Raw genomic sequence first — 13,757 nt, 5'->3', positions numbered from 1 at the left:
CAGAGCTTTGCTGCAGCAGGAGACACACTCCAGCCAGAAGTGATGGCTGTAGGGATGATGAAATGAAAATGATGAAAAGCTTTCCGCTCACCGGCCTGCTGGTCTGTAGCGTCTTGACTACTTCGGGTTGCTCCAGCGTCATGTCTCACACTGGCGCCAGCCAGGGTTATTATCCCGGCACACGCGCCAGCGCAGATATGATTGCCGATGACAATACCAGCTGGGCGATTAAGCCGCTGGCGGTGATCGATCTGCCCTTCTCCGCCGTACTGGATACGATTCTGTTGCCGTGGGATTACTTCCGCACTGACAAAGATTCGGCGCATGACCGTGTGCTGCAAAGCGAAAAATTGGCTGGCACTGACGCCAGCCTGGCAACCGCGGCGGCTATGCCACCGACGTCGCACTGACGCGGAACAGCTGACGCCAGCCATCCACATCTCGCATATAGGCTACCTGCTTGCCGTCCGGTGACCATACCACCGCATCACCGGAAGGCGGCTGCTCGCTGCGTTCTGTTAAGCGCGTACAGTGCCCGGTCGCTACCTCACAACGCATCACGCTGTTATCGCAAATAAAGGCGATCGCCTCGCCTGATGGTTGCCAGCTGAATGCAGACTGAATATTGCTGCTGAGCTGCGTAATCTGGCGCGCTTCGCCCCCGTTGGGCGACACACTCCACAGCTGCACAACATCCTGTTCATCCGCCATCAGGAAGGCGATGGCGCTACCGTCCGGCGATGCGCGCAACCAGTGGCGGGGCTGCAATGCTAAACCTTTACTGTGAGTGATGCGCCGCTGCTGCACGCCGGCAGGCGGTGCAGGCAGTTTTTCCGCCGTGCCCTGCAAAGGTATTGCGCCGGGTTTAGCGTAATCACTCAACGCCTCGGGCAAATCCACCACAAACACTTCCGGCACTTTCTCGCCGTTGGCAGCACGTGTATCGCCGATAAACGCTAGCGACCAGCGCTGCCATCTGCCATCGGCTTTCTGATAGCCACGATCGCCGATCCAGCCCTCTTCATAAGCGCGGTCAATCTGATCGCTACCCGGTTGCGGATCGCGCGTGGTCTGGCTCACCAGCACGCAGTAATGGCTGCCATCGTATTCACGGGGATGCTGTTTAGGCGGACACACCGGATGCAGCGGTACGGCCACGCCGACATTACGCAAATCCTCACGCGCATCTTTCTCATGCATCACATGGTCGTTATACGTAAAGCTGAGGCGCGATCCGTCTGGACTGAATACATGGACATGCGAGCCGCCGCGCAATGCGCCGGGCGTATAAGGTGCGGTGATGTCGCAGGCATCGAGATTTTCCGCATTACCCTGCTGCACGATGACGCCGCGACGATGATGGAAATCGTAATGCCAGTGCGCATCGGGATGCTCCGGGCCATGAATACACACATAGCGCGGCGGCAGATCCGGGCTGACGGTGACCACGCCGACATGCGCGCCGTCGCGTGCCTGATAGAGCACCTCGACCGCACCGCTTTCGACGTTGACGCGTTCGATGGTCAGACTGGTAAAGGACGCGCCCGACGGACGGACATCAAACGCCAGCCACTGGCTGTCAGCGGTCCAGACGTTGATATTGGTGAGCTGATGATGACGCTGTGCAAAGGTGAGTTGTTTTTCTGACATGAGGCAACCTTACATCCAACAGTTGCCGAACAAAGTACGCGATTATCGGGTGAGGTGCAGCAGGCGTGGCGCAATAATTTGCGAGCGGTTGGCGCGATGCAATACGCATCGATGCGTTAGAAATGAGTGACAGATTGCAGGATAAAGCACTAACGGATTGCGCGACTAAACGCGGGCAGACGCGCCATAAATGACGCCGCTACGAATCATGTATGTCCGTAGCGGCAGGTTTTATCGCGCGTTATCGATCACCCTACGCGCTTCACATCCCCGACCAGCAGGATGTACGACAGCGCACCGACCAACGCCACGGCAGAGATATACACCAGCGCCGGGGCAAAGCCGTAGTCCTGCGCCAGGTAGCCCACCACCAGCGGCACCGTGATGCCACCTAATCCACCGATAAAGTTGAACATCCCACCGGTCAAACCAATCAGGCGAACCGGCGCCAGCGACGACACCAGCGACCAGGTAATAGAGGCGAAGCCGTTGCCGAAGAACGCGATGGCCATCAGCGTCATGATCCACACCGGATCGTTGGTGTAGTTAGCCCCCATGATGCAGGTAGAGATCAGCAATCCGCAGATAATCGGCGTTTTACGCGCAAAACCAAGGGAACGCCCGCTGCGCACCAGACGATCGGCCACGATGCCAGAAAGAATCACACCAAAGAAGGCGGCCAGGAACGGCACGGTCGTCATAAAACCGGCCGTGAGCGCAGAGATGTGTTTTTCCTGCGTCAGGTAGTTCGGGAACCAGGTCAGGAAGAACCACAGCGTAGATGTCACCGCGAACTGGCCAAGATACACGCCGCACAGTTTGCGATGGAACACCAGCTTCCAGTCGGAGGCGGTGAGTTTGGTGCGCGTTTTTTTCGCCGCGGGTGCATCGCCGTCCACCATCGCCCCCCCTTCACGGATATAGTCCAGTTCCGCCTGGTTGATGCCTTTGCTCTGGCTTGGGGCTTGATAGAACTTGATCCACACCAGCGACCAGATGATGCCGATAGCGCCTGTGATGATGAACACCCAGTGCCAGCTCAACAGTTCCTGAATCCAGATCAGCAGCGGTGTGAGAAAGGCGAGACCGACAAACTGACCGGAGGTATAAAAGCCCACGGCAGAGGCGCGCTCCTGCTCCGGGAACCAGCTGGTGACCAGACGATTGTTGGTCGGGAACGCGGGCGCTTCAAAGATGCCGGTAATGGCACGCAAGCCAATCAGCGATAATAATCCGCTGGCAAAACCCTGGAATAACGTGGCGACCGACCAGCCGAAGATGGCAATAAAATAGGTCAGGCGGGAACCGACGCGATCGAGGAACCAGCCGCCGGGGATCTGGCACAGCGTATATAACCAGGCAAAGGCAGAGAAGACATATCCCATCTCCGCTTTACTGATGCCGAACTCTTCCTGAATATGCGCAGAGGCCACCGCTAAATTGGCGCGGTCGACATAGCAAATCACCACCGTAATAAAAATCATCAGCAGCGTAATATAACGGCGCCGGGTTGGTTTGGCCTGAACAGCAGAGAGATCCATGGTGTGTCTCCGTAATCGTATTTGTAGTTCAGGCGTGACGATGCCCGCCGCTACAAATGCAGGGTAAGGATAGTGAAGGTAAAACCGCACAGGCGGTAAATGTCATCTGCCGGGATAAGGCTGAGCGAGGCCCTATGCCTTATTTCACCGGCATATCTTTATCTAAAAGATGTTATAAATTCTTATACCCTAAATAATTCGACGTGCAGAAAGGTGGCAAGGGAATACATTCCCAGCAGCTTACTTAAGGTGAGTAAGCACAGCCAACGCATCTGTAGCTTAAATTATGACGGGTATTACCACTCAGCGACCGATCCATCTGGGTAACGCCACAATGGATTGCGCCAGTCGGGTGCATTTTTACTTCTTTCAATCACCAGCTCTTCGTTAATTTCCACGCCGAGGCCCGGTTTATTCAGCGGATAGAAGTGACCATCATCCATTTTGAAATCATCTTTATTGATGACGTAATCCAGCAGTTCAGCACCCTGATTATAGTGAATGCCCATGCTCTGCTCCTGGAACACCGCGTTGCGTGACACGAAATCCACGTGCAGGCAGGCAGCCAGCGCGATAGGGCCGAGCGGACAGTGTGGTGCCAGCGCCACATCGTAAGACTCCGCCATAGCGGCAATTTTGTAGCACTCGGTGATACCGCCCGCATGCGACAGATCCGGTTGCAGAATCGCCAGGCCACCCGCTTCCAGCACACGCTTGAACTCGAAGCGCGAGAACATACGTTCGCCTGCGGCAATCGGAATATGGGTTTGCGCCGCCAGGCGCGGATAATATTCCGCCTGTTCCGCCAGCACCGGCTCTTCAATAAACAGCGGACGATACGGCTCCAGCTCTTTGATCAGCACTTTCGCCATTGGCGCACTGACGCGGCCATGGAAATCGAGACCGAACTCAATCTCTTTGCCAAAGGCTTCGCGAATCTGTGCCACGGTATTCACCGCTGCATCCACTTTGCGCGAGTTGTCGATAATGCCCATCTCTTCGCATCCATTCAGCTTGAAGGTGTCGAAGCCAATCTTGCGCAGTTTCTTGATGCCATCGACCACTTCTTCCGGACGATCGCCGCCTACCCAGCTATACGCCTTGATGCTGTCACGCACCAGACCACCAAGCAGCTGATACACCGGCACACCCAGCGCTTTGCCTTTGATATCCCACAATGCCTGGTCGATACCGGCGATGGCGCTCATCAAAATCGGACCGCCGCGATAGAATCCACCGCGATACATCACCTGCCACAAATCGTTGATGCGTGCCGGGTCCTGACCAATCAGATATTCCGACAGCTCATGCACGGCCGCTTCGACGCTGCGCGCGCGCCCTTCAATTACTGGTTCGCCCCAGCCAACAATGCCTTCATCGGTTTCGATTTTCAGGAACATCCAGCGCGGCGGCAGGCGATAAGTGGTCAGTTTGGTAATTTTCATCGTACAGCATCCTTATAAGCAGCAATAAATGCGCGAGCTTTCTCCACAGTGCGCGACAGCGGCTGGCCGGCGCGATAGAGATCGCTGCCCAAACCTGCGCCAATGCAGCCTGCGGCCAAAAATTCATGCAGGTTTTCTGGCGTCACGCCGCCCACCGCAAACACCGGCACTTCCGGCGGCAGCACCGCTTTCAAAGCCTTGATGTAGCCCGGACCAAACGCCGACGATGGGAAGATTTTCAGCGCCTGGGCACCCGCCTGCAGTGCGGTGAAGGCTTCGGTAGCAGTGGCGCAACCTGCAGCTACAATCATCCCTTTCGCCACGGCCTGACGGATCACGGCCGCATCGGTATTCGGCGTCACTACCAGCTTACTGTTAAGCGTGGCCAGCTCATCGACCTGCGCCGGATGCAACACAGTGCCCGCACCGATCAACGCTTTATCGCCGAAAGTCTGCACCATCGCGCCGATGCTTTTGGCCCATTCCGGTGAATTCAGCGGGATCTCGATGGCATCGAAACCCGCTTCAATCAGGGCACCCACGTGCGCTTCGGCCTCGTCTGGCGTGATGCCACGCAGGATGGCGATCAATGGCAATTTAGTGTGCCAGGTCATCTGCAATACTCCTTATTCCATGCTGGAACGCGCGGTCGCCTTCCAGGGTGACTGAATCCATGCCGATAAATTGCAGCGCCTGCTGATAACGCTGCGCCAGCGCATTTCCAGCAATAATGATGATCGGTTGGCTGCGATCCGCGTGTTGCGTCATCAACGCCACTTCATGACCAATCAGCAGGCCGGATAGGAAATCGCTGATATGGCGGCGATCGCGTGCGCCCAATACATGAGAAGCACGCACTTCGAACAGCCGGGAAAGGATCGATGCGTCGTGGCTGCCGACCGCTAAGCCCTCACGGAAAGCGGCCGGATTCTCTTCCTGCTCGGGTAAACCCGCACCAATCAGCGACTGTTTCAGCAGCAGATGATGCAGTTCACCCGTCATCACCGTGCGAAAGTCCTGCACACGCTGCTGCTCCACCTGCACCCATTTGGCATGCGTGCCAGGCATCACATACTGCGTGGCGGGTTGCAGCGCTAAGGCACCTAGCAATTGCGTTTCTTCACCGCGCATCACGTTGTAGTTGTCAGCACGTTCGACACTCAATCCCGGCACGATCCATGCTTTGTCTTCAACGCGGGTCAGGCGGCTGCTGAGTTGGTCCAACGCCACCGGACAGGCCAGATAAGGCACTGCAAGCCAGCCTGCATTGCTACCGACCATGCCCGCCATCACCACCGGCACGTCATTCACTGGCCAGCCATCTGTCACACTGGCAAATACCTCTGTGGGCGCGCGTCCGCCAAGACGCGTGACGCCCGCTTCTGACCGGCGCTCATCAACGCAGTTGCCCTGCTGATAATGCCAGGCACGCAGATTAGTTGAGCCCCAATCAATCGCGATATAGCTGGTCACATAATCTCCTTGAGTCGGGCAGTGGAGCTGGCGATCATCGCTTTCGCCGCCTGCTCCGCCGCATCGCTATCCTGGTGTCGGATAGCATCAAATAGCGCTTTGTGTTCGGCTAAGGTGCGCGGCATGTTGCCGGAATCCGCCATGTAGGTTTTCGCAAACACCGCTTTCTGTAACTGGCTGATCGCCACGTTAAGCTGCTGCAATACCGGATTGTGCACCGAAGCTAGCACTGCTTCGTGGTAGCGGATATCCGCCTCATTGAATGCTTCCCGATCGAGATGATGAGCAACCATGTCGTTATAAGCCTGCTCAATCGCCGCCAAATCGTTGGAGGTCGCGCGTTCCGCCGACCAGCGCGCAATCTGCGGCTCCACCAGCACGCGCACTTCACTCATGGCGGCAATCAGTCTGGGATCTTGATCGTGCGCCAGTGCCCATTGCAGGACATCGCTGTCGAGGTAATTCCACTGATTGCGCGGCGTGACAAAGGCGCCACGGTAACGCTTCATCTCCATCAAACGCTTTGCCATCAGCGAGCGAAATACTTCGCGGATGATGTTGCGCGAGGTGCCAAACCGTTCACACAACTCGGCTTCGGCGGGCAACGCAGCGCCCGGCACATACTTCCCTGCTACAATTTCTTCACCCAGCGTCAGGATGATGCGCTCGGTTTTGCTTAATTGTTCTTGCGTCATGATGTTCCATTCAGTGAAAGACGGTAGCGCATCAGATTACTGCTTTCGTGTGGTGAAACCCAACTGACACCTTAATCAGTGATGCCGATTGTAGTACTAACTTAATCGGTTGTACTACAATCTGGATCACATAATAGACAATCCATGGGCGCATAATTGAGCTCCGACGCAATCGAGCTGCGCATGGGTTGGGGCATTGCCTATAAAGGATCAGTGCGTACTCGGCAGAAACTGAGAAGCTCGCTCGTTGGGTGATCATTCATGGTGTAGCAATGCGCACTGTGCGGAAACTGGACTGACCGTTCGCTGGTTCATCATTTGTGGAGTATGCATACACGGAAACCGGAACGATCATTCGTCGTGTCGGCATTGATGGCGACCGATGGGCATTTGCAGGATGAGTTCAGAGAGGCGGACAGCTGCGCGCTGCCCGCAAAAGAAAGGATTACAGCACCAGCTCTTCAATGGCATGCGCGACGCCATCTTCCATATTGGTTTTGGTCACGAACTGCGCAATGTTTTTGACTGAATCAATGGCATTGCCCATCGCGACGCCCGTTCCCGCATACTCAATCATCGCCAAATCGTTTTCCTGATCGCCAATCGCCATCACTTCCGACTGTTGCAGGCCGAGTTTGTCCGCCAGCATTTTCACGCCGTAGCCTTTGTTGACCAGTGGATTGAGAATTTCGAGGTAGTACGGGGCACTTTTCAGGATGGTGTAGCTGTCACGCGCACGCGCAGGCAGGCCAGCAATCGCTTTATCCAGCAAATGTGGCTTGTCGATCATCATCAGTTTCGGGAAGCGTGTGGCCGGGTCCATCTCTTCCACCGCGCGGTAGCGTACCGGAATGCCGGTCAGGCTGGCTTCATGGATGGTGTATTCGCTGATGTCTTTATTTGGCGTGTAGAGGAAAGATTTGTCGAACGCCTGGAAATGCACACCGAGGTCGCGCGCCAGCTGCTCAAGGTAGAGATAGTCATCAAAACTGAGCGTCTGTTCAGCCACCACGTCGCCGCTGTCCGCGCTGTGCACCAGCGCACCATTGTTACTGATGCAATACTGACCGGGCTGCTGCATATCCAGTTCCATCAGGTAGCGCTCGACACCCACAAATGGACGGCCAGTCGCCAGCACGATAGAGACACCTTTATCGCGTGCACGACCAATGGCCGATTTCACCGCCGCCGTCACTTCGTGCTGCGGGTTAAGCAGCGTGCCGTCCATATCGATCGCAATCAATTTTATCGCCATAACATCCTCGGTTAAGTCAGAGTTTGTTTAATGCTAGCGCGATTCAGCTCACATTGACCAGTTAATCGGCAACGGAGGGGGAGGTTAGTTTGTGTTGCCGCTTCCACGTCAGCACGTTGACCTTTTACAATCGGGAGGCGACTTGACTATATAAGCTATTGCTTATAAATTTGTATAAGCAATCACTTATATGGAGATTGCGTTATGTGGCAGGTCCAATTAACCGAACCGTTTGAGGAGTGGTTGCTCCAGCAAGATAGTGGCTTAAGAAAACGCGTCGCGGCAGCGTTATTAAACCTTCAGCATTATGGCCCATTGCTCCCCCGCCCCTACGCTGACACGGTGAGCGGATCGCGCTTTCACAATATGAAAGAGCTCAGGGTGCAATATGCGGGTCACCCTATTCGCGCGTTTTATGCGTTCGATATTCAGCGTAAAGCTATCGTGTTGTGTGCTGGAGATAAAACGGGTGATAAGCATTTTTATCAGCGCATGATTGAATCTGCCGATGAAATTTTTTCCTGCCACCTGGCTGATCTGGAGGGTAAAGCAAATGACTGACCTTAAAGACTTTTTGAATGACGCCTTTTCTGCCTCTGAACGTGCTGACATTCAGCAAATGGCTGATGAGCTGATCCTGGAAACCGGATTGCAGTTATTGCGCGAGGAGTTGGAGCTGTCACAAAAAACAGTGGCTGAAGCGATGGGGGTGAAGCAACCTCGTATCACACAGATTGAACAAGCGGGAGCCGATCAGCGCCTGATTACTATTAAACGTTATATTGAGGCGATGGGTGGAAAACTCAGCTTGTTGATTGAAATGCCGGACGGATCCGTAGGCAGGACGATTCGGGTTTAAACAGCTAAAAAAAACCCTTCCAGGTATGGAAGGGTTTTTGTTCACATCAGATATCGATGTTAGCAGCTTTCAGCGCGTTCTCTTCTATGAAGGCGCGGCGCGGTTCAACCGCATCGCCCATCAGCGTGGTGAACAGCTGGTCAGCCGCGATGGCGTCTTTGATGGTGACGCGCAGCATGCGGCGGCTATCTGGATCCATGGTGGTTTCCCACAGCTGCTCTGGGTTCATTTCGCCCAGACCTTTATAGCGCTGGACTGACAGACCACGGCGTGACTCTTTCACCAGCCACTCAATTGCCTGCTCGAAGCTGGTCACTGGCTGACGGCGATCGCCACGTTCGATAAACGCATCTTCTTCAATCAGGCCGCGCAGTTGCTCGCCCAAACCACAGATTTTGCGGTATTCCGGTCCATCAATGAACTCGCTATCCATCGGATAGTCGGTATCAACGCCGTGCGTACGCACACGCAATACCGGTTCGAACACGTTCAGTTCGCTGTTGGTGCGCACGTGCGCCATATAGCTGCTGCCGTGCGCTTCGCGCTCGGTCAGGTATGCGACTAAACCTTCAATCCAGCCTTTAACCGCAGCTTCATTGCTGAGATCGCTCAGGGTTGGATGATAGATCAGGCCACGCAGCATTGCCGTTGGGAAGCGGCGTTCCATACGCTTGATCATGCGCTGGGTGCTGTTGAAATCACTCACCAGATTTTCCAGCGGCTGGCCGCCCAACGCCGGAGCACTGGCGTTGGTGTGCAGCGTTGCACCATCAAGCGCGATAGCGATCTGGTACTGATCCATCGCTTCGTCATCTTTAATGTACTGTTCTTGCTTGCCTTTCTTCACTTTGTACAGTGGCGGCTGAGCAATATAAACATGACCACGCTCGACGATTTCCGGCATCTGACGGTAGAAGAAGGTCAACAGCAGCGTCCGGATGTGCGAGCCATCGACGTCGGCATCGGTCATGATGATGATGCTGTGATAACGCAGTTTGTCCGGGTTATATTCGTCGCGTCCGATACCACAACCGAGTGCGGTGATCAGCGTAGCCACTTCCTGAGAAGAGAGCATCTTGTCGAAACGCGCTTTCTCTACGTTGAGGATTTTACCTTTCAACGGCAGGATCGCCTGGTTCTTACGGTTACGTCCCTGCTTGGCAGAGCCGCCCGCTGAGTCCCCTTCCACTAAGTAGATTTCAGACAGTGCAGGGTCACGTTCCTGACAATCCGCCAGCTTGCCCGGCAGACCCGCTAAGTCCAGCGCGCCTTTACGACGGGTCATTTCACGGGCGCGGCGTGCCGCTTCACGTGCACGCGCGGCATCGATGATTTTGCCAACCACGATTTTCGCGTCTGACGGGTTTTCCAGCAGGTATTCGCTCAGCAGTTCGTTCATCTGCTGCTCAACCGCAGATTTCACCTCAGAAGAGACCAGCTTGTCTTTGGTCTGTGAGGAGAACTTCGGATCCGGTACTTTCACCGAGACGACAGCAATCAGGCCTTCACGCGCATCATCACCGGTGGCGCTGACTTTGGCTTTTTTGCTGTAGCCTTCTTTGTCCATGTAAGCGTTCAGCGTACGCGTCATTGCCGCACGGAAGCCCGCAAGGTGCGTACCGCCATCGCGCTGTGGAATGTTGTTGGTGAAGCAGTAGATGTTTTCCTGGAAACCGTCATTCCACTGCAACGCCACTTCCACGCCGATACCGTCTTTCTCATTAGAGAAATAGAACACCGTCGGATGAATCGGGGTTTTGTTCTTGTTGAGATACTCAACGAACGCCTTGATGCCACCTTCGTAGTGGAAGTGGTCGCTCTTGCCGTCACGCTTGTCTTCCAGACGGATAGAGACGCCTGAGTTCAGGAACGACAATTCACGCAGGCGTTTTGCCAGGATGTCGTATTCGAATTCGATCACGTTGGTGAAGGTTTCGTAGCTCGGCCAGAAACGGACGCGCGTACCGGTGGCTTCGGTTTCACCGGATACCGCCAGCGGTGCCTGCGGCACGCCGTGCTGATAAATCTGCTGGTGGACTTTGCCTTCGCGACGAATAGTCAGCTCCAGCTTCTGCGACAGGGCGTTAACTACTGACACGCCCACGCCGTGCAGACCACCGGACACTTTATACGAGTTATCGTCGAATTTACCGCCGGCGTGTAACACGGTCATGATCACTTCTGCCGCAGACACACCCTCTTCCGGGTGAATGCCGGTCGGAATACCACGGCCATCATCCTGAACAGACACAGAATTGTCCGCATGGATGGTGACGACGATGTCACTACAGTGACCCGCGAGCGCTTCGTCGATTGCGTTATCCACGACCTCGAATACCATGTGATGCAGACCGGTGCCGTCATCGGTATCACCGATATACATACCCGGGCGTTTGCGTACCGCATCAAGCCCTTTAAGGACTTTGATACTTGAGGAGTCATAAGAATTCGACATCAACGTTTCTCGCTCATTTAATCTTCAGGTTGAACCGCTATTTTACCCTGTTCCACGCGGAACATCTTGCCCTTTTCGTCACTCATGTCGATTACATGTTCGACACCAATGGCGCTGACAAATACCTGAGCCTGCGTGGCTTTCAGGCGCTCGGCAAGCAACCGACGACGCGAATCGTCCAGCTCCGAGGCAAAGTCATCAATCAGGTACAAACAGCGACGTCCGCTGCTGCGCGTCAGATATTCACCCTGCGCTAAACGCAGTGCACACATCAGCAGCTTTAATTGACCGCGTGAGAGTAAATCTTCCACCGGCGTGCCTTCCGCACGAATGCGAAAATCCGCTTTGTGCGGACCGCTGGCGGTATAGGTGAGCGCGCGATCGCGCTCGAAATTACGTTCCAGCAGTTCGGCAAAGTCGCTCTCTTTATCCCAGCCGCGCTGAAACGAAAACGACAACTCAAACTCTGGTAAAAACTGACTGCAGGTAGCGATGATCTCTTTCGAGATCGCCGCACTGTACTCGGCGCGCCACTGGCTAATCTGTTCGGCCAGCGGCACCAGTTCCTGATCCCACGGGCGAATTTGGCTGTAACGCGAAACTTGTCTCAGCGCGGCGTTACGCTGTTTCATCAGACGCCGTAGATTATTCCAGGCATTGAAGAAACCGGGTGCGGAGTGGAAACAGCCCCAATCAATATAAGCTCTACGATATTTGGGGCCGCCATTGAGCAAAGTAAACCCTTCCGGCGTGATCAACTGCATCGGCAGCAACTGCGCCAACTCCGCCACTTTATGACCATCACTGCCGTCGATGCGCACTTTGCTATCACCGGCGCGATTTTTGGTCAGCCCCACGGCCAATTCGCGCTCGCTGCCTTCAATTCTTCCATGCAGGACAAACGCATCCTGATCGTGACGAATCACGCGTCCAGCCTGCAAACTGCGAAATGCGCGGCCATGTCCGAGGGTGTAGATGGCCTCCAGCACGCTGGTTTTACCGCTGCCGTTAGCACCCACGAGGAAATTAAAGCCTGGTGCCAGCGTGAGATCGGCCTGCTCGATGTTGCGGAAATCTTTAATCAGGAGGCGGGTTAAAGCCATGAACGAATCCAGCTGCGCATTAAGAAGTGGTTTTCACCTAACCCTGCAATTGAGGGCGTTAACGGCGAAGCTAGTTTGCTCACGGCCAGCGCGCAGGCCCTGGGAGCATACTGAAGTATGTGACCAGGGACGAGCACTGCCCGGGGGCAAAATAGCGAGTAAGTTAGCCCGCTATAAGATCACAAGCGCATGGGCATGACGACATATGCCGCCGCTGGGCTGGCAACGTCTTCAATCTGCACACTCGAAACCGAATCAGTCAGCAGCAACCGCACGTTTTCGCACTTCAGCGCATTCAGCACATCCAGCACGTAACTCACGTTAAAGCCAATCTCCAGTTCAGTGCCGCTGTACGACACATCCAGCATCTCTTCCGCCTCTTCCTGTTCAGGGTTATTGGCGGTGATCTTGAGCTGATTCTCGGTGATATAGATGCGAACACCGCGGAATTTCTCATTGGAGAGAATCGCTGCACGGGCAAACGCCTGCTTCAGCAGATCGCATCCCGCTTCCAGCGCTTTGTCCGGGTTTTTCGGCAATACGCGGCGATAATCCGGGAAACGGCCATCAACCAGCTTAGAGGTAAAGATAAAGTCACCAACGTGGGCGCGAATGTTGCTGCTGCCGATCTGTACCTGCAGCGGAGTCTCGCCGCCATCAAGCAAACGGACTAATTCAATCACACCTTTACGTGGCACGATCACCGAATGGTTAGGCAACGCCTGGCCAATCGGCATGGAGCATACCGCCAGACGGTGACCATCAGTGGCAACGGTGCGCAACTCTTCACCTTCGGTCTCAAACAGCATGCCGTTGAGGTAGTAACGCACATCCTGATGCGCCATCGAGAACTGGGTCGCTTCAATCAGACGTTTCAGCGTGGCCTGTGGCAAGGTGAACTCCACCTCGCTCTGCCAGTCATCCAGATTAGGGAAGTCAGTGGCGGGCAGCGTCGATAAGGAAAAACGGCTGCGGCCAGAACGCACCAGCATTCTGTCACCTTCCAGCGTCAGGCTAATTTCCGCGCCCTCTGGCAAACCGCGACAGATATCGAGGAATTTACGCGCGGGCACGGTGGTCGCACCGGGCTCGTGGGGCTGCGTTAATGCAACGCGGGCCACCATCTCCATTTCCAAATCGGTGCCGGTCAGACGCAGTACGCCTTCACTCACCTGCAACAGTAAATTTCCGAGGATCGGTAAGGTCGGACGTCCACCAAGCGGGCCGCTAACCTGTTGCAGTGGTTTCAGCAACTGCTCACGTTCTACAATAAATTTCATA

General features: G+C 55.1%; 13 protein-coding genes. 3 read left to right on the top strand and 10 right to left on the bottom strand.

The genetic code is table 11. The features are described 5' to 3' along the window. The first annotated feature begins 62 nt into the window (after positions 1-62). The gene (locus VH86_RS15625) at positions 63-410 is read left to right on the top strand and encodes a YceK/YidQ family lipoprotein (protein WP_045815074.1); all 348 of its coding nucleotides are present in this window, start codon (positions 63-65) and stop codon (positions 408-410) included. Here VH86_RS15625 and VH86_RS15620 read toward each other — a convergent pair. The 7 genes from VH86_RS15620 to yidA all read right to left on the bottom strand — a co-directional run bounded on the left by VH86_RS15620 (position 388) and on the right by yidA (position 8,059). Next, on the bottom strand, positions 388-1,650 hold the full coding sequence (locus VH86_RS15620) for a DUF3748 domain-containing protein (RefSeq protein ID WP_045833472.1): 1,263 nt from the start codon (positions 1,648-1,650) through the stop codon (positions 388-390). The genes VH86_RS15625 and VH86_RS15620 overlap by 23 nt on opposite strands. A gap of 248 nt (positions 1,651-1,898) precedes the next feature. Beyond that, a complete protein-coding gene (locus tag VH86_RS15615) occupies positions 1,899-3,191 on the bottom strand; it encodes an MFS transporter (RefSeq protein ID WP_045833471.1) in 1,293 nt (430 codons plus the stop codon). 296 nt (positions 3,192-3,487) lie between these two features. Further along, positions 3,488-4,636, bottom strand: a complete 1,149-nt coding sequence (gene dgoD / locus VH86_RS15610; RefSeq protein ID WP_045833470.1) for a galactonate dehydratase — start codon at positions 4,634-4,636, stop codon at positions 3,488-3,490. Next, complete coding sequence (locus tag VH86_RS15605) at positions 4,633-5,250, bottom strand: 2-dehydro-3-deoxy-6-phosphogalactonate aldolase (RefSeq protein WP_045833469.1); 618 nt, start codon at positions 5,248-5,250, stop codon at positions 4,633-4,635. The genes dgoD and VH86_RS15605 overlap by 4 nt, the downstream gene beginning before the upstream one ends. After that, a complete protein-coding gene (locus VH86_RS15600) occupies positions 5,234-6,109 on the bottom strand; it encodes a 2-dehydro-3-deoxygalactonokinase (RefSeq protein ID WP_045833468.1) in 876 nt (291 codons plus the stop codon). The genes VH86_RS15605 and VH86_RS15600 overlap by 17 nt, the downstream gene beginning before the upstream one ends. Continuing rightward, on the bottom strand, positions 6,106-6,804 hold the full coding sequence (locus tag VH86_RS15595; protein WP_045833467.1) for a FadR/GntR family transcriptional regulator: 699 nt from the start codon (positions 6,802-6,804) through the stop codon (positions 6,106-6,108). Before VH86_RS15595 ends, VH86_RS15600 begins: the two co-directional genes overlap by 4 nt. Before the next feature lie 445 nt (positions 6,805-7,249). After that, positions 7,250-8,059 carry a sugar-phosphatase gene (gene yidA / locus VH86_RS15590; RefSeq protein WP_045815077.1) on the bottom strand — a complete coding sequence of 270 codons (810 nt, stop codon included), beginning with the start codon at positions 8,057-8,059 and terminating at the stop codon, positions 7,250-7,252. A 204-nt stretch (positions 8,060-8,263) separates the two neighbouring features. Between yidA and VH86_RS15585 the strand changes: the two genes are divergently transcribed. Beyond that, on the top strand, positions 8,264-8,620 hold the full coding sequence (locus VH86_RS15585; protein WP_038643949.1) for a type II toxin-antitoxin system RelE/ParE family toxin: 357 nt from the start codon (positions 8,264-8,266) through the stop codon (positions 8,618-8,620). Further along, positions 8,613-8,918 carry a helix-turn-helix domain-containing protein gene (locus tag VH86_RS15580; protein WP_038643950.1) on the top strand — a complete coding sequence of 102 codons (306 nt, stop codon included), beginning with the start codon at positions 8,613-8,615 and terminating at the stop codon, positions 8,916-8,918. The genes VH86_RS15585 and VH86_RS15580 overlap by 8 nt, the downstream gene beginning before the upstream one ends. Positions 8,919-8,964: 46 nt before the next feature. Here VH86_RS15580 and gyrB read toward each other — a convergent pair whose 3' ends face one another. The 3 genes from gyrB to dnaN all read right to left on the bottom strand — a co-directional run bounded on the left by gyrB (position 8,965) and on the right by dnaN (position 13,756). Next, complete coding sequence (gene gyrB, locus VH86_RS15575) at positions 8,965-11,373, bottom strand: DNA topoisomerase (ATP-hydrolyzing) subunit B (protein WP_045833466.1); 2,409 nt, start codon at positions 11,371-11,373, stop codon at positions 8,965-8,967. Between the two features lie 17 nt (positions 11,374-11,390). Next, entirely contained in the window at positions 11,391-12,476 is a 1,086-nt protein-coding gene (recF, locus tag VH86_RS15570) for a DNA replication/repair protein RecF (protein ID WP_034830004.1), read from the bottom strand. Positions 12,477-12,655: 179 nt separating this feature from the next. Further along, positions 12,656-13,756 carry a DNA polymerase III subunit beta gene (dnaN, locus tag VH86_RS15565; RefSeq protein ID WP_034830010.1) on the bottom strand — a complete coding sequence of 367 codons (1,101 nt, stop codon included), beginning with the start codon at positions 13,754-13,756 and terminating at the stop codon, positions 12,656-12,658. Position 13,757 lies beyond the last annotated feature (1 nt).

Source organism: Pantoea sp. BL1, from assembly GCF_000963985.1.
GTDB lineage: Bacteria > Pseudomonadota > Gammaproteobacteria > Enterobacterales > Enterobacteriaceae > Pantoea > Pantoea rwandensis_B.
The sequence above is the reverse complement of the archived record's forward strand: the minus strand, read 5'-3'. Positions and strand labels throughout refer to the sequence as shown.